Origin of the sequence: Pseudonocardia sp. McavD-2-B (assembly GCF_024124365.1) — a bacterium.
In the GTDB taxonomy this organism is placed as follows: domain Bacteria; phylum Actinomycetota; class Actinomycetes; order Mycobacteriales; family Pseudonocardiaceae; genus Pseudonocardia; species Pseudonocardia alni.
Genome location: NZ_JAMXSG010000024.1, coordinates 18276 through 33752, shown reverse-complemented (window position 1 = coordinate 33752; position 15477 = coordinate 18276). Strand labels below are relative to the sequence as shown.

The 15477-nt window shown below is 72.8% G+C and carries 14 protein-coding genes; 6 read left to right on the top strand and 8 right to left on the bottom strand.

Features of this window, described 5'->3' with window-relative positions; genetic code table 11:
- Positions 1-567: maleylpyruvate isomerase N-terminal domain-containing protein (locus tag NH602_RS06095; protein WP_253067258.1), on the bottom strand; the 567-nt coding region annotated here is incomplete at its 3' end.
- 54 nt (positions 568-621) lie between these two features.
- Between NH602_RS06095 and NH602_RS06090 the strand changes: the two genes are divergently transcribed.
- Positions 622-1776, top strand: a complete 1155-nt coding sequence (locus tag NH602_RS06090) for a PIN domain-containing protein (RefSeq protein ID WP_073578088.1) — start codon at positions 622-624, stop codon at positions 1774-1776.
- A gap of 63 nt (positions 1777-1839) precedes the next feature.
- On the opposite strand, the gene NH602_RS06085 is transcribed toward NH602_RS06090, so the two are convergent.
- Positions 1840-2736: a DUF2188 domain-containing protein gene (locus NH602_RS06085; protein ID WP_073578087.1), complete on the bottom strand. Its 897-nt coding sequence runs from the start codon at positions 2734-2736 to the stop codon at positions 1840-1842.
- A gap of 103 nt (positions 2737-2839) precedes the next feature.
- Complete coding sequence (locus NH602_RS06080; RefSeq protein WP_253067257.1) at positions 2840-3238, bottom strand: DoxX family protein; 399 nt, start codon at positions 3236-3238, stop codon at positions 2840-2842.
- 392 nt (positions 3239-3630) lie between these two features.
- On the opposite strand from NH602_RS06080, the gene NH602_RS06075 reads away from it, so the two are divergent.
- On the top strand, positions 3631-3885 hold the full coding sequence (locus NH602_RS06075) for a hypothetical protein (RefSeq protein WP_073578086.1): 255 nt from the start codon (positions 3631-3633) through the stop codon (positions 3883-3885).
- A 72-nt stretch (positions 3886-3957) separates the two neighbouring features.
- Here NH602_RS06075 and NH602_RS06070 read toward each other — a convergent pair whose 3' ends face one another.
- Both NH602_RS06070 and gltB read right to left on the bottom strand, forming a co-directional pair.
- Entirely contained in the window at positions 3958-5409 is a 1452-nt protein-coding gene (locus NH602_RS06070) for a glutamate synthase subunit beta (RefSeq protein WP_073578085.1), read from the bottom strand.
- Positions 5402-9886 carry a glutamate synthase large subunit gene (gene gltB / locus NH602_RS06065; RefSeq protein ID WP_374210134.1) on the bottom strand — a complete coding sequence of 1495 codons (4485 nt, stop codon included), beginning with the start codon at positions 9884-9886 and terminating at the stop codon, positions 5402-5404. The genes NH602_RS06070 and gltB overlap by 8 nt, the downstream gene beginning before the upstream one ends.
- A gap of 587 nt (positions 9887-10473) precedes the next feature.
- On the opposite strand from gltB, the gene NH602_RS06060 reads away from it, so the two are divergent.
- Positions 10474-11295, top strand: a complete 822-nt coding sequence (locus NH602_RS06060) for a (2Fe-2S)-binding protein (protein WP_253067255.1) — start codon at positions 10474-10476, stop codon at positions 11293-11295.
- Positions 11296-11349: 54 nt separating this feature from the next.
- Here the strand turns inward: NH602_RS06060 and NH602_RS06055 are convergent, their stop codons facing one another.
- From NH602_RS06055 to NH602_RS06045, 3 genes are read right to left on the bottom strand one after another with little or no spacing between them, the layout of a single operon-like run.
- On the bottom strand, positions 11350-11712 hold the full coding sequence (locus tag NH602_RS06055) for an Asp23/Gls24 family envelope stress response protein (protein WP_073578083.1): 363 nt from the start codon (positions 11710-11712) through the stop codon (positions 11350-11352).
- Entirely contained in the window at positions 11709-12281 is a 573-nt protein-coding gene (locus tag NH602_RS06050) for a hypothetical protein (protein WP_073578082.1), read from the bottom strand. Before NH602_RS06050 ends, NH602_RS06055 begins: the two co-directional genes overlap by 4 nt.
- Positions 12272-12955 (bottom strand): RNA polymerase sigma factor, encoded by a 684-nt coding sequence (locus NH602_RS06045; protein ID WP_253067254.1) that lies wholly within the window; start codon positions 12953-12955, stop codon positions 12272-12274. Before NH602_RS06045 ends, NH602_RS06050 begins: the two co-directional genes overlap by 10 nt.
- A gap of 72 nt (positions 12956-13027) precedes the next feature.
- On the opposite strand from NH602_RS06045, the gene NH602_RS06040 reads away from it, so the two are divergent.
- The 3 genes from NH602_RS06040 (at position 13028) to tig (ending at position 15248) form a co-directional block, all read left to right on the top strand.
- Positions 13028-13201: a CsbD family protein gene (locus tag NH602_RS06040; RefSeq protein ID WP_073578081.1), complete on the top strand. Its 174-nt coding sequence runs from the start codon at positions 13028-13030 to the stop codon at positions 13199-13201.
- Positions 13202-13273: 72 nt separating this feature from the next.
- On the top strand, positions 13274-13591 hold the full coding sequence (locus NH602_RS06035; RefSeq protein WP_253067253.1) for a hypothetical protein: 318 nt from the start codon (positions 13274-13276) through the stop codon (positions 13589-13591).
- A 211-nt stretch (positions 13592-13802) separates the two neighbouring features.
- On the top strand, positions 13803-15248 hold the full coding sequence (gene tig, locus NH602_RS06030; RefSeq protein ID WP_161152638.1) for a trigger factor: 1446 nt from the start codon (positions 13803-13805) through the stop codon (positions 15246-15248).
- Positions 15249-15477 lie beyond the last annotated feature (229 nt).

Sequence of the window (15477 nt, the reverse complement as noted above, 5' to 3'; positions counted from 1 at the left end):
TGGCGCGCCGTGCCAGCGCCACCGGGCCGGCGCGGGCACACCACGCCACGACGCCCGGCCGGTGTGGTGCAGCAGCGCCCCGGCCGGGTCGTCGCCCGCGTCGACGTCCGGCCACAGCCGGGCGAGTACGCCCCGGCACGGCGCCGCCGGCAGCGTCCACGCCGGGTCGGTGGTCCGGGTGATGTCGTGGGTGTGCACCAGGACCTCGGTGACGCCCATCGCGGCGAACCCGGCGGCGTCTGCGTCGCCGTAGGGGTGCCAGCCGCGCACCCCGCCGGGTGCGGTCCGGACGGCGGCGGCGAGCATCGCCCCGCCGGTCGCGACGACCTGCAGCAGCCCGGCGGTGCCGACGGTGTCGGGCACCACGATCTCGAACGGCGGATAGTCGTCGGGCGGGGCGATCGCCACCTGGGCGGCGTAGCCGAACAGGTCGTCCGCGACGTGCACCACGGTGTCGCGGCACGACCAGTCCAGCGGTCCGGCCGGGGCGGACCAGCCGTCGTCGGGTACCGCCCCCAGGGCTCCGACCATCATCGTCACCGCGTTCTCGACGTCGTCCGCGCGCATCGGTGAACCGTGCCCTGCGGGCGGGCACCCGGGCCAGCGCATTAGGCTTCCGCGGTGGCCCACGAGGACGAACGCATCGCACTGCTGCTCGACTACGAGAACCTCGCGATCGGCGCCCGCGACGGGCTCGGGGTCGTCCCTTTCGACTTCGGCCCGGTGGCCGACGCGCTCGCCGAACGCGGGCGGGTGGTGGTCCGCCGCGCCTACGCCGACTGGTCCTCCTTCGACGAGGACCGCCGCCTGATGGCCCGCGCCCAGGTGGAGCTCATCGAGATCCCGCAGCGGATCGGCGGCTCCCGCAAGAACGCGGCGGACATCAAGCTCGCCGTCGACGCGATCGAGCTCGCCTACGAGCGGGAGTTCATCACCACCTTCGCCATCGGCACCGGCGACTCGGACTTCACCCCGCTCATGCACAAGCTGCGCGAGCTGGACAAGCGCGTGATCGGGATCGGGGTGCAGTCCTCGACCTCGGCGTTGCTGCCGCCCTCCTGCGACGAGTTCCTGTTCTACGACCGGCTCCCCGGTGTCGAGCCGACCCAGGCGCCCGCACCGCCGCGTCGTCGCCGGGGGAGTCCGCGCCCCGCCCCGGCCCCGGCCGCGGGACCGGTCGCGACCCCCGCCCCGGTCGCGGTCCCGGAGCCGGAGCCGGTCGTTCCGCCGGACCCGTTCGACGTCACGTTCTCCGACGGGCGCGACGACACCGCCACCACCGGGGCCGAGGAACGCGACGTCGCGGGCCTCGTCGTCAGCACCCTCGTCGGACTGACCCGCCAGGCCGACGGCCCGGTCCTGGCGTCGCGGCTCAAGCGCGCGATCCTGCGCAAGGACCCCACGTTCGACGAGGCCGACCACGGCTTCCGCGGTTTCGGCGAGCTGCTGCGCCATCTGCAGGATCGCGGTGCGGTCACGCTGACCACCGGTGCGGCGCAGGGTGACCCGGAGGTGGCGCTGCCCGACGACCCGGACGCCGACCACGACGCGTTCGCGCTGCTCGTCGACGTGGTGCGCGGGATCGCCGCGGCTGGGGACCCGCCGCAGCTGTCCGGGCTGAAGAACCAGCTCCGCAAGCGGGTCCCGGACTTCTCCGAGAAGCGCTACGGCTTCGGCAGCTTCCTGTCCTTCGCGAAGGCGGCCCGCGCCCGGGACCTCATCGCGATGGAGTGGAGCGACGACACCGGCGACTACGTGCTGCGTCCGACGTCCTGACCGCAGACGACCGCGCCCCCGCCGACGTGGTCGGCGGGGGCGCGGTCGCGGTACTGCGGGGACTCAGCGGCCTGCGGCCTTGCGGGTCCCGCGCTGGAACAGCTTGCCCGCGCGCGAGGTGACCGCACCGGTCACCCCGAACGCGGTGGCGACCGCCCCGGCGGCGACGCGGCTGGTGAACCGGATCGGGTTCAGCGGCTTGTAGACGCGCAGGGCGAAGTCGTCCAGCTGCGAGGCTGCCCGCTCGCCGTTCTCGTAGAGCCGGCGGGCCAGGCGGGCCCCGGTGTCGTCCAGGTCGTCCTCGACGCGGGCGCTCACGCGCGCGGTCCGGTCCGCGGTGCGCACCGCGGAGTCGGCACCCTGTTCGGCGACGGCCTTGACGGTGGCGGCGGACCGCTCCGCGGACGACGACACCTCGCCGGCGACCTGCTTGCCGGTGCGCTGGGCGTTCCCGGCCAACTGCTCGCCGGTGGCCTTCGCGGCCTCGGCGGCGGCCTTGCCCGCCTTCTTCGGGTCCTTGCCCTGGTCATCGACCTTGCGGGCTTCGGCGGCGACCTTGTCGGCGCCCTTCTTGACGGTCTCGCCGGCCTTCGCCGCGCTGTCACCGGTCTCGCCGGCGACCTTCTTGGCGGTGGTCCGCGTGTCGGCACCGATCTTGTCGGCGGCCTTGCCGGTGGTCTCGGCGGCCTTCGACGCGGTGTCACCGGCCGCGGTGGCGGTGGTGCTCGCGACGGCCTTCGTGGCGGTGCCGGCGTCGGCGTCGGCGTCGATGGAGCGGCGTTCGCGCACCGAGCCGTCGGTGCCGTACACGACGAGGTTGCCGCCGCCGTCGTTGGCGATGATCTCCACCGCCCGGGTGATGGCCTCGGCCTGGGTGCTCGTACGGGCACTCGGGCGCTGGGCGTCTTCCTTCTCGACGGTCCAGCCGTCGTCGACCGGCTTGACGTGGCGGTCGGCCATGGCGGGTTCCTCCCCTTTGCGGGACTCACGCGGGCGAACCGGGGTATCCGGATCGGTCTTCTCTCCCCGGAAATGCCCGATGATCGCTGTGCGTAAACGCAGGTCAGCGAGGGGTGGTGAGCGTCTCGTTCCGTCGCGCGACCGCGACCACGGCGGTCAGGGCGCCGAGGACCAGCGGTGTGACGACCAGCGCCCCGCCGTGCAGGACGAATGCCTGGGTGAGCGCCGCACCGACCATCAGCAGGACGAGCCCGGTGGCGGCCGGTACGGCCGAGCGCCGGGTGCACAGGCCGATCCCGCCGGCCAGCTCGAGGAACCCGACGACGTAGCGCAGCCATTGGCCGAGGCCGATCCCGTCGAAGATCGCGACGGCGAACGGGTCGCCCCAGAACTTCGGCAGCGCCGAGGCCAGGACGAAGAACAGGCCGAGCAGGATCTGCAGCACCCACAGCGCACGATGTGCGGCGACCGGCATACGACGGGTGGGGGAGGGGGCGGTCATGGTGGCCTCCGCGGGCACGGCCCCGGCGGTTCCGGAGCACTCACCGCCTACGACCGGCTGGCCCCGGAGAACTCATCGCCTCGCGCGGCGACCGGGGCGGGATACACCACCGGGCATCGGGCCCGCGGCGCGTGGCCGCGGTACCCGATGACCCGATGGTGCCCGGCATCGACAGGGGCTCCCGGTTCTGCAGATGCCGGTCACGGGGTTCAACGCCCGACCCGCCGTCGGGTTGTGGGTGCAGTGGCTCCTGTCTCGCCCGCCACCGTGAGCGGCGCCGCCCCCGCGACGGGCGGGAGCGGATCGCGGTGTGCGTCCGATGAGGAGCACTCCGTCACGATCGCCGGTAGAAGACCGGCGACGGACGGAGAGATCCAGGCCATACTCCTCGTATGCGCGATGAGCGGTGGCGGGTCGAGGTCGGTACGGAGAACGCGACGTGGCTGGCGACGCAGTGCCGCACCGCGATGCTGGCCCGGGAGTACCGGCCGGTCGACGTGGGCGACGGCGTCGTGGAGTTCGACCGGCTCGCCCTCGGCGCGATCCGCGAGCTCGGCGAGGAGGAGGACGGCTACATCTCCGACGACGCCGAGGGCGTGCGCATCTGGATCGGCGACGACGCCTACGAGCTCGAACGCCTCGACTGAGCCCGGGGACGATCCCGGGACGACGAAGGGCCCGGCCGCGAACGGCCGGGCCCTGTCGTCACGCCGGGTGGATCAGGCGATCTGCCGGTCGGTGGGGTCGATCGGGCGTGGCAGCACGGTGCGCCCGGTCAGGTACTCGTCCACCCCGGCGGCCGCGGACCGGCCCTCGGAGATGGCCCACACGATCAGGGACTGGCCGCGGCCCATGTCACCGGCGACGAACACGCCGTCGGCGGAGGACATGTAGCGGTCGTCGCGGGCGACGTTGCCGCGCTCGTCCAGGTCGACCTCGAGGTCGTTCAGCAGGGCGCCCTTCTCCGGGCCGACGAAGCCCATCGCGAGCAGCACCAGCTGCGCGGGGAGCTCCTGCTCGGTGCCCTCGACGGGCTCGAAGCCGTTGTCCCCGCGCTTGACCTCGACGATCCGGATGCCGGCGAGCTTGCCGTCGGCGTCCTTCACGAACTCGGTGGTGTTGACCGAGAACAGCCGGTCGCCGCCCTCCTCGTGCGCGGAGGACACCCGGTAGACCGTCGGGTAGGTCGGCCACGGCATGTTGTCGGTGCGCTGCTCGGGCGGGGTCGGCATGATCTCCAGCTGGGTCACCGAGCGCGCACCCTGGCGGTGCGAGGTGCCCAGGCAGTCGGCGCCGGTGTCACCGCCGCCGATGATCACGACGTCCTTGCCCTCGGCCGAGATCGGCGGCGCGTCCAGGTCGCCCTGCTGCACGTGGTTGGCCCACGGCAGGAACTCCATCGCCTGGTAGACGCCCTCGGCGTCGCGGCCCTCGGCGGGCAGGTCTCGCCACGCCGTCGCACCGCCCGCGAGGACGACCGCGTCGAAGTCGGCCCGCAGCTGCTCGACGGTGACGTCGGTGCCGACGTCGACCGAGGCCCGGAAATGGGTGCCCTCGGCGACCATCTGCTCCAGGCGCCGGTCCAGGCGCGCCTTCTCCATCTTGAACTCGGGGATGCCGTAGCGCAGCAGTCCGCCGATGCGGTCGGCCCGCTCGAACACGACGACGTCGTGCCCGACCCGGGTCAGCTGCTGGGCGGCGGCCAGCCCGGCCGGCCCCGACCCGATGACGGCGACCTTCTTGCCGGTCTTCACCTCGGGCACCTGCGGGGTGACCCAGCCCTCGTCCCACGCCTTGTCGATGATCTCGATCTCGACCTGCTTGATCGTGACCGCGTCGTCGTTGATGGCCAGCACGCACGCCGCCTCGCACGGGGCGGGGCACAGCGTCCCGGTGAACTCCGGGAAGTTGTTCGTGGCGTGCAGGCGCTCGATCGCCTCGCGCCAGTCGTGGCGGTAGACCAGGTCGTTCCACTCGGGAATGAGATTCCCGAGCGGACAGCCCTGGTGGCAGAACGGGATGCCGCAGTTCATGCAGCGCCCGGCCTGGGACTCCAGGGTCTTCGTCGGGAAGTCCTCGTAGACCTCGCGCCAGTCCATCAGCCGCAGGTCCACCGGCCGCCGGGTGGGCGTCTGCCGGGGAGTGGTCATGAAGCCCTTGGGGTCACCCATGAGCAGCCTCCATGATCGCCTGGTTGACATCGCGGCCCTCGCGCTCGGCGTTCTCCGTCGCGAGCAGCACGCGCTTGTAGTCCTTGGGCATGACCTTGCCGAACCGCTCGACCGCGTTGTCCCAGTCGGTGAGCAGCGCGTGCGCCACCGCCGAGCCGGTCTCGGCGTGGTGCCGCTCGACGAGGTCGTGCACGATCGACCGGTCCTCGTCCGAGAGCGGGTCGAGGTCGACCATCTCCGGGTTGACCCGGTTCTTGTCGATGTCGAGCAGGTAGGCCACGCCCCCCGACATCCCGGCCGCGAAGTTGCGCCCGGTCCGCCCGAGGACGACGACCCGGCCACCGGTCATGTACTCGCAACCGTGGTCACCGACGCCCTCGACGACGGCCACCGCGCCCGAGTTCCGGACGCAGAACCGCTCGCCGACGACACCGCGGATGAACATCTCGCCCGAGGTCGCGCCGTAGCCGATCACGTTGCCGGCGATGACGTTCTCCTCGGCGGCGAACGGCGACGACGGGTCCGGCCGCAGGGTCAGCCGGCCACCGGACAGGCCCTTGCCGAAGTAGTCGTTGGTGTCGCCGACCAGCCGCAGCGTGATGCCCTTGGGCACGAACGCACCGAAGCTCTGCCCGGCCGCGCCGGTGAACGTGATGTCGATCGTGTCGTCGGGCAGGCCCTTGCCACCGTGCGCCCGGGTCAGCTCGGACCCGAGCATGGTGCCGACCGTGCGGTTGACGTTGCGCACCGGCAGGTCCAGGCGGACCCGGTCGCCGTTGCGCAGCGCGCCCTCGGCCAGCTGGATCATGGTGTTGTCCAGCGCCTTGTCCAGGCCGTGGTCCTGCTCGCGGGTCCGCTTGCGCGGCGCGTCGTCCGGCACGTCGGCGATCCGGAAGATCGGCGAGAGGTCCAGGTGCTTGGACTTCCAGTGCTGGGCGGCGGAGTCGACGTCGAGCACGTCGGCCCGGCCGATCGCCTCGTCCAGCGAGCGGAAGCCCAGCTCGGCGAGGATCTCGCGGACCTCCTGCGCCACGAACTTCATGAAGTTCACGACGTACTCGGCCTTGCCGTTGAACTTCTTGCGCAGCTCCGGGTTCTGCGTCGCGACGCCGACCGGACAGGTGTCCAGGTGGCAGACGCGCATCATGATGCAGCCCGAGACCACCAGCGGGGCGGTGGCGAAGCCGTACTCCTCGGCGCCGAGCAGCGCCGCGATGACGACGTCGCGCCCGGTCTTGAGCTGGCCGTCGGCCTGGACCGTGATCCGGTCGCGCAGCCCGTTGGCCATCAGCGTCTGCTGGGTCTCGGCCAGGCCGAGCTCCCAGGGACCGCCCGCGTGCTTGATCGAGGACAGCGGCGAGGCGCCGGTGCCGCCGTCGTGGCCCGAGATGAGCACGACGTCGGAGTGCGCCTTGGACACGCCGGCCGCCACGGTCCCGACGCCGACCTGGGACACCAGCTTCACGTGGATGCGGGCCCGCGGGTTGGCGTTCTTCAGGTCGTGGATGAGCTGCTTGATGTCCTCGATCGAGTAGATGTCGTGGTGCGGCGGCGGCGAGATGAGGCCGACGCCCGGCGTCGAGTACCGGGTGGTCGCGATCCACGGGTAGACCTTGCCGCCGGGCAGCTGGCCGCCCTCACCGGGCTTGGCGCCCTGGGCGATCTTGATCTGGATGTCGTCGGCGTTGACCAGGTACTCGCTGGTGACGCCGAACCGGCCGGACGCCGCCTGCTTGACCGCGCTGCGGCGCGAGTCGCCGTTCGGGTCCGCGGTGAAGCGGTCCGGGTCCTCGCCGCCCTCACCGGTGTTGGACCGGCCGCCGATGCGGTTCATCGCGATCGCCAGGGTCTCGTGCATCTCCTGGGAGATGGAGCCGTAGGAGATCGCACCGGTCGCGAACCGGGTCATGATCGACTCGATCGACTCGACCTCGTCGACGGACACGGGCTCGCGCAGGCCGTCCTTGAACGTGAACAGGCCGCGCAGCGTCATCAGCTTCCGCGCCTGGTCGTCGACGGCCTTCGTGTACTCCTTGAAGACCTCGTAGCGCCCGGCCCGCGTGGAGTGCTGCAGCTTGAAGACGGTCTGCGGGTTGAACAGGTGCAGTTCGCCCTCGCGACGCCACTGGTACTCGCCACCGACCGGCAGCGCCCGGTGCGAGGCACGGACGTCGTCGGCGGGGTAGGCGCGGCGGTGGTGGGAGAGGACCTCCTCGGCCAGGACGTCGAAGCCGACGCCGCCGATCCGCGACGCGGTGCCGCGGAACGCCGAGTCGATGACCTCGGAGCCCAGGCCGACGGCCTCGAAGATCTGCGCGCCGGTGTAGGACGCGACCGTCGAGACACCCATCTTCGACATGGTCTTGCGGACGCCTTTGCCGAGCGCCTTGACCAGGTTCTTCGCCGCGGTCCGGCCGTCGACACCCGGGACGTCGCCGCGCTCGGCGAGGTCCTCGACCGTGGCCATCGCCAGGTACGGGTTCACCGCGGAGGCGCCGTAGCCGAGCAGCAGCGCGATGTGGTGCACCTCGCGGGCGTCCGCGGACTCCACGACCAGCCCGACGCGGGTGCGCGAGCGTTCCCGGACGAGGTGGTGGTGCACGGTGCCGGTGAGCAGCAGCGACGGGATCGGCGCGTGCTCGGCGTCCACCCCGCGCTGGGACAGCACGATCAGGCGGGCCCCGTTCTCGATCGCGCGGGACACCTCCTGCTTGATCTCGGCCAGCCGCGACAGCATGCCCTTGCCGCCGTCGCGGGCGGTGAACGTGCCGCGGACGACGTGCGAGGCGAAGCCGGGGAACTCCCCGTCGTCGTTGATGTGGACGATCTTCGCCAGGTCGTCGTTGGTCAGCACCGGGAACGGTACGACGATCGTGCGGCAGTGCGCCGGCGTCGCGTCGAGGAGGTTCTGCTCCGGGCCGAGCTGGCTGAACAGCGAGGTGACGAGCTCCTCGCGGATCGCGTCCAACGGCGGGTTGGTGACCTGGGCGAAGAGCTGGATGAAGTAGTCGTACAGCTGACGCGGGCGCTCGGCGATGGCCGCGATCGGCGCGTCGTTGCCCATCGAGCCGATCGGCTCGGCCCCGGTGACCGCCATCGGGCGGAGCAGGACGTTGAGCTCTTCCTCGGTGTAGCCGAGGGCCTGCTGGCGCAGGTTGAGCGTCTCGTGGGTCGGGGTCTCGCGGGTACGCGCGGGCAGTTCGTCGAGCCGGATCAGACCGGCGTGCAGCCAGTCGGTGTACGGCTGCTCGGCGGCCAGCGCGCCCTTGACCTCGTCGTCGTCGACGATCTTGCCGCGCTCGGTGTCGATGAGGAACATGCGGCCCGGCTCGAGGCGGCCCTTGCGGACGACCTTGTCGGGCGCGACGTCCAGCACGCCGACCTCGGAGGCGAGCACGACCAGGCCGTCCTCGGTGACCCAGTAGCGGGCCGGGCGCAGTCCGTTGCGGTCGAGGACCGCACCGATCTGGGTACCGTCGGTGAACGCGACCAGGGCCGGTCCGTCCCACGGCTCCATCAGCGTGGAGTGGTACTCGTAGAACGCCCGCCGGGCGGGGTCCATCTCGGTGTTGTGCTCCCAGGCCTCCGGGATCATCATCAGCACCGCGTGCGGCAGGCTGCGCCCGGACAGGTGCAGCAGCTCCAGGACCTCGTCGAAGGTGGCCGAGTCCGACGCGTCCGGGGTGACGATCGGGGTCAGCCGCGACAGGTCGCCGGGCAGGTTCGCGGACTCCAGCAGCGACTCGCGGGCCGCCATCCAGTTCCGGTTGCCGCGCAGGGTGTTGATCTCACCGTTGTGCGCCACGTAGCGGAACGGGTGCGCCAGCGGCCACGCCGGGAACGTGTTCGTGGAGAACCGCGAGTGCACGATCGCCAGCGCGGAGGTCACGCGCTCGTCGTTCAGGTCCGGGTAGAACGCGGCGACCTGCGGCTCGGCGAGCATGCCCTTGTAGATGACGGTGCGCGGCGACAGCGACGGGAAGTAGGTCTCGGTGTCGTGCTCGACCCGCTTCCGGAAGCAGAACGCGCGGCGCTCCAGCTCGATGCCGGCGGGCGCGTTCTCCGGGGCGTCCCCGGTCAGCTCCACGCCGCCGACGAACAGCTGGCGGAAGCCGGGCATCGCGTCCCGGGCGATGGAGCCCAGGTCCGCGGCGTCGGCGTCGGTCGGGATCTCGCGCCACCCGAGGACCGTGAGGTCCTCCTCGGCGGCGAGCGCGTCGATCCGCTCGATCGCCGCGGCGGCCTCGTCCTCGTCACGCGGCAGCATCGCGATGCCGGTGGCGTACGCGCCCTCCGCGGGCAGGTCGAAGTCGGTGACCTCGCGGTAGAACGCGTCCGGGACCTGGATCAGGATCCCGGCACCGTCACCGGTGTTGTACTCGGCGCCACGCGCACCGCGGTGTTCCAGGCGCAGCAGGGCCTCGATGGCCTTCTGCACGATGGCGTGGCTGCGCTTGCCGGTGACGTCGGCCAACATGGCCACACCGCAGGCGTCGTGCTCGTGATCGGCGGCGTACAGCCCACCGGGCGAGGGGCGACGCGTCTGGTCACTGATCGCGGCCAACTGCTCCTCCTGTCGTCTCGGTGCACCTGGAGTCACCCGCATCGGACGACCCGGACCGGGCAGCTCGCTGCGGTCCGAAGAAAGTTCTCAGAATACAGCGCGCAGCCCGAGTGGGACGTGCGACGAGGGCCGTTCAGGTGCACCGTGCCGCCGGGTGGGTGACCGGCGGACGGAATCCTCCTCCGGGCACGCCGAGCGGCCGGGCGCTGACTTCCAGTACCCGGCCATTCCTGCGGCACGGTTCGACCACACACCCCGGCGAGTGCGGTCTGGCGAGTGCACAGAGTCGCACGCCGCCACCGCGATGCGCTACTGAGAGCGGCCCACCGGTCCCGTGATGTGGATCGCTGACCATGCGAGCAGGTCGACGTTGCCGGCCCGTGTCCGGACGGTGAGCGAGGCGTGACCATCCGTCGGGAGCGGCGTGCTCCTGCATGGGATCGCCGCGGGCGTCCGAACCGTTACGCAGCGCGTCCCCGGGTCGGGCAGACTGCTCCCTCGTGAACGTGCCCCCGATCCGCGTCGCCACACCCGGGCCGCCGCCGACTTCACCCGAGCGGGTGACCGGCGGCCGGGTGGTGGAGGTACTCGCCGACGTCGCGACCATCGGTCCCTGGTTCGCGGTGGCGACACCCGCCGCCTCCGGGACCGTCCGGTGGGCCGACCTCTACGCCGCGCCGGTCCCCGGCGGCCCGGACCCGCTCGGCCGGCGGATCGGCGAGGTCACCACCGCGCTCGGCGGGGACCGGCGGATCGGGGCCTCGGTGGCGGTCATGGGGCTCGCGGCGCGGATCGTGTCGATGCCCTTCGCGACCGTGGCCCTGCACGGTGTGCTCCCGTCGCTCGGCGAGCTGCGCCGCGACCCCGGCGCCGCCGACCCGTGGGCGCCGAGCCTGTCCGCCGGGCCCACCGGCGTCGCCACCCCGGACGTCGCCGACGACCCGGCGGGCGCCGCGGACCTGCTCGCCCGCGAGCTCGCCGCCACCCACCTCGATCCGCTGTACGCCGCCGTCGCCGCCCGGGCCGTGGTGTCGCCGCGGGTGCTGCGCGGCAACGTCGTGTCCTCGATCGGCGGGGCGGCACGGGTGATGGAGGCCATGCGACGCCCGGACCGGCGCCGCTATCTGGCCCTGCTCGACGCGCTCGCCGACCACCCGGTGCTGCGCGGGCCGCTGCCGTCGGGGGCCACCGGCCGGCTGCTCCGCCTCGATGACACCGACGCGGACACCGAGTGGGCGTTCCGGCGCCGCTCCTGCTGCCTCTACGTCCGCGCCCCCGGCGGCGGGACCTGCGGCGACTGCGTGCTCGTCGGCCGGGCCTGATCCGGACCCACCGGACCAGGTCCTCCCGCGCACACCGCGCGGGGGCGGAGGGGATCAGGCAGGCAGCGCGATGTCGGCGACGGTCACCCGCACCCGGGCGTCGAGGCCGCAGACCGTCGCGACCTCCTCGGTCACCTCCCGGCGCACCCGCTCGGCCAGCTCGGCGCAGTGGGTGCCGAACCGCACCCCGACCGTCACCCGGATCTCGGCCTCGTGCCCGTGCACCGACGCGACCAGGCCCTGCACCCGCAGTTCCTCGGGGACCGGGTCACGGGGCAGCCAGTCCGCGGCCAGCCCCAGCAGGGTCTGCGCGACGTCGCCCATCAGCGCCGCCACCCCCGGCACCCGCCGGACCCGCCGCGCCGCCACCCGTGCGACGGCCAGGTCGGAGACGGTGACCGTCGTGCGCCCGCTCATGCCGGTTCCTCCCACAGGTCCTCGACCAGGATGTCGACCCCGGCGATCGGCACGCCGAGGGTGCGGTCCCCTGCCGAGATCATCATCTGCCGGACGCGCGCGGTGACCGAGGCGAGGTCGACCCCGAACCGGGCCGCGACGGTCACCCGCACCCACACCGCGGCCGGGTCGTCCCCGGAACCGTCCGGGGCGCGCAGCTGCTCGATCCGGCACCGACGGGCCCGCAGCCCGTCCATCGTGTCCACGACGTGCCGCAGCGCCGCCTCCGCGGTCGGCCTGCCCAGCCAGGCGTCCGGCCCCAGGGCGAGCAGCTCGTGCGGGCGCAGGTCCGCGACGACCGCGCCCATCACCTGCTCCAGCACCGACGGCGGCGGTCGCAGCGGCTCGGCCGCCATCCGCGCCACCAGCCCGCCGAGCCGGTCGTGGTCCGCGTGCGCGCGCATGCAGTGCGGGCAGGTCAGCTCGTGCTCGTCGAGCACGCCCGCCTCCGCGTGGTCCCAGACGTCGGCGGCGTCCCGGCCGCAGGCCAGCGGCTCGACGCGCTCCGCCCCGCTCCTCTCTACCGCCATGCCCGCATCCTCTCCGCCAGTGCCCCGCGCGCCCGGTGGATCCGGCCGCGGACGGCGGTCTCACCCGCCCCGGTGATCTGCGAGATCTCGCTGTAGCCCAGCCCCTCCAGCTCCCGCAGCACCCAGGCCGTGCGCTGGTCCTCCGGCAGCGACGCCACGGCCCGCGACAGGGCCGCCATCTCCGCGTCCACCTCGGCGGCCCGCTCCGGGGTGGGGGAGCGGTCGTCGGCCGGGGCGCCGGGCCCGTCGTCGGTCGGGAGCGGTTCGGTCCGTCGCCGCCGCCGGACCAGCGCGGTGCAACGGTGGGTGACGATCCGGTACATCCAGGTGGAGAAGGCCGCCTCGCCGCGGAAGGTGCCGATCCGCCGCCAGGCGTCGACGAGCGCGTCCTGCAGGGCGTCCTCGGCGTCGGTGGCGTCGCCGAGCACCCGGACCGCGACCCGGAACAGGGCGTTCTGATGACGGCGGGCCAGCTCCTCGAACGCGCCGACGTCGCCGTCCTGGGCCCGGACGACCAGCGTGGTCTCGTCCAGCGCGGCCCGCGACGGCACCCGCGCCGGCCGTGCCGACGGCACGCCGGTGCCCGGGGGCCCGGCGGCCGGTGGGCCGCTGACCTGTGCGTTCGCCATGGACGCCCCGTCGGGGTGTGGGAAGTGGAGGGTGGGGTAGTCCACCCGGTCAGCGACGGTAGCGACCGGCTCGCACCCTCGCCCGCCGGACACGCGATCAGGAAGCAGGTGAGCCCCATGGGTCTCGGAGACAAGATCAGCAACAAGGCCGAGGAGCTGGGTGGCAAGGCCAAGGAGGCCACCGGCAAGGCCACCGACGACAAGGACCTGCAGGCCGAGGGCAAGGCGGACCAGGCCACCGGCAACCTGAAGCAGGCCGGCGAGAAGCTCAAGGACACCTTCACGAGCTGACCCGCGCACGACGACGGCGGCGGCACCCGCAACGGGGTGCCGCCGCCGTCGTGTGTGGCTAGGGTCCGAGCCGTGACCGACCCCGCCGCAGGACCCGGCCCGCAGGCCGTCGCGGACGCCGTGCTCGCCCACCCGTCGGTGCTGCGGCTCGACGGCGGCCCGTTCGGCTCGATCGCGTCGTACCTGCCCGGGCACCGGGTCCAGGGTGTGCGGCTGGCCGACCCGGTGGAGATCGCCGTCGTCCTGCGGCTGGGCAGGCCGTTCGCCGTGGTCGCCGACGAGGTCGCCGACCGGGTCCGTGCCGTCCTCGGTGACGACACCCTGGCCGTCGACGTGACCGTCGCCGACGTCGGTGCGGGCGGGGCTCCGGGCGGGTCCGTCGCACCGTGACCCGCGCCCGGGCCGTCGCACGGTGACCGGGCTCGCCTAGACTCGCGCGAGCCCCGCCGTCACCGGGCGCGTCCCACGTACCCGGCGGCCGGTGGCACGGGACGCCCGGCGCAGAGCCGGGATCGTCCGGCGCCGGCGGGCGGGGCCACCGACCGGGGGCCGCGCGAGCCGCGGCCCGTTGCAGCACTCGTACCGCCCAAGGAGTTCCACCGTGAAGAGCACCGTCGAGCACCTCAGCCCGACGCGCGTCCGGATCAACGTCGAGGTGCCGTTCGACGAGCTCAAGCCCGACTTCGACCGCGCGTACAAGAAGATCGCCCAGCAGGTCCGCATCCCCGGCTTCCGCCCGGGCAAGGCGCCGGCCCGCATCCTGGAGGCCCGGATCGGCCGTGGCCCCGTCCTGGACGAGGTCGTGAACGCCGCGATCCCGGTGAAGTACCAGGAGGCCGTGGTGACGTCCGAGGACGTCAAGCCGATCGGCCGGCCCGACATCGAGGTCACCGAGATCGCCGACGGCGAGCGCATCGCGTTCACCGCCGAGGTCGACATCCGCCCCGAGATCACCCTCCCCGACCTGGACGGCCTGACCGTCGAGGTCGACGAGACCGAGGTGACCGAGGACGAGGTCACCGAGCAGCTCGACCAGCTGCGCGCCCGATTCGGCACCCTGGCGGGTGTCGAGCGTCCCGCGCAGTCCGGTGACTACGTCCAGATCGATCTCTCCGCCGCCGTCGACGGCGAGGAGATCGAGGAGGCCACCACCACCGGCTTCTCCTACGAGGTCGGCCAGGGCGGTCTCATCGACGGCATCGACGAGGCCCTCGAGGGCATGTCGGCCGACGAGGAGAAGACCTTCACCTCGAAGCTGGTCGCCGGTGAGCACGCCGACAAGGATGCGGAGATCACCGTCAAGGTGACCACCGTGAAGGAGCGTCACCTCCCCGAGGCCGACGACGAGTTCGCCCAGCTGGCCTCGGAGTTCGACACGCTCGACGAGCTGACCGAGAACCTGCGCGAGCGTCTGGGCCGGTCCAAGCGGATGGAGCAGGCCGCGCAGGCCCGTGACCGTCTCCTGGACAAGCTCGTCGAGGACACCGAGGTGCCGCTGCCGGAGTCGGTCGTCGCCGCCGAGGTCGAGACCCGCACCCACGACGCGGTGCACGCCTTCGACCACGACGAGGACAAGTTCGGCGAGTTCCTCTCCTCGCAGGACAAGACCCGCGAGCAGTTCGACACCGAGACGCGCGAGGAGGCCGAGAAGGCCGTCCGCTACCGCCTCGTGCTCGACACCCTGGCCGACCGCGAGGAGATCTCGGTCGGGGACCAGGAGCTCACCGAGCGGATCGTCTACCAGGCGCAGCAGTACGGCATGGCCCCGGAGCAGTTCGTCCAGCAGATCCAGCAGGCCGGCCAGCTCGGCGTGATCTACCAGGACGTCCGCCGCTCCAAGGCGCTGATCACCGCGGTGCGTGCCGCCACCGTCACCCTGCCGGGTGGCGAGGCCGTCGACCTGTCCGACCTGCTCGGGCCGGACGAGGACGAGACCACCGTCGAGGAGATCCCCGCGACCGGCGTGGACGGTGCCGACGACACCGCCGACGACGCCGCGGACACCACCGCCGACGAGACCTCCGACAAGGCCGACGCGAAGGCCTGATCGGCAGTCGTCGCGCGGTCCCGCACGACTCGTCGTGCGCTGTCGGCGAACATCGGGCGTCGTTCCCTACGCGGGGCATCCGCTCCGCGTAGGGTCGGCCCCGAACCGGTCCCCAACCGGACCGTGAACGGGTTCGCAAGACCCGACACCGGAGAACCGAGAGCGATCCAGAGGAAGACTCCGGGACCCTCTCCCGCGGCGTCCGCGCCACGGGGGCGGGCCCGACTTC

Bases quoted from the DNA above. Each gene is read 5' to 3' on its own strand.
- NH602_RS06085 (WP_073578087.1), bottom strand. From the start codon at position 2,736: ATGGCCGACCGCCACGTCAAGCCGGTCGACGACGGCTGGACCGTCGAG.
- NH602_RS06080 (WP_253067257.1), bottom strand. From the start codon at position 3,238: ATGACCGCCCCCTCCCCCACCCGTCGTATGCCGGTCGCCGCACATCGT.
- NH602_RS06075 (WP_073578086.1), top strand. From the start codon at position 3,631: ATGCGCGATGAGCGGTGGCGGGTCGAGGTCGGTACGGAGAACGCGACG.
- NH602_RS06070 (WP_073578085.1), bottom strand. From the start codon at position 5,409: ATGGGTGACCCCAAGGGCTTCATGACCACTCCCCGGCAGACGCCCACC.
- gltB (WP_374210134.1), bottom strand. From the start codon at position 9,886: ATGTTGGCCGACGTCACCGGCAAGCGCAGCCACGCCATCGTGCAGAAG.
- NH602_RS06055 (WP_073578083.1), bottom strand. From the start codon at position 11,712: ATGAGCGGGCGCACGACGGTCACCGTCTCCGACCTGGCCGTCGCACGG.
- NH602_RS06050 (WP_073578082.1), bottom strand. From the start codon at position 12,281: ATGGCGGTAGAGAGGAGCGGGGCGGAGCGCGTCGAGCCGCTGGCCTGC.
- NH602_RS06040 (WP_073578081.1), top strand. From the start codon at position 13,028: ATGGGTCTCGGAGACAAGATCAGCAACAAGGCCGAGGAGCTGGGTGGC.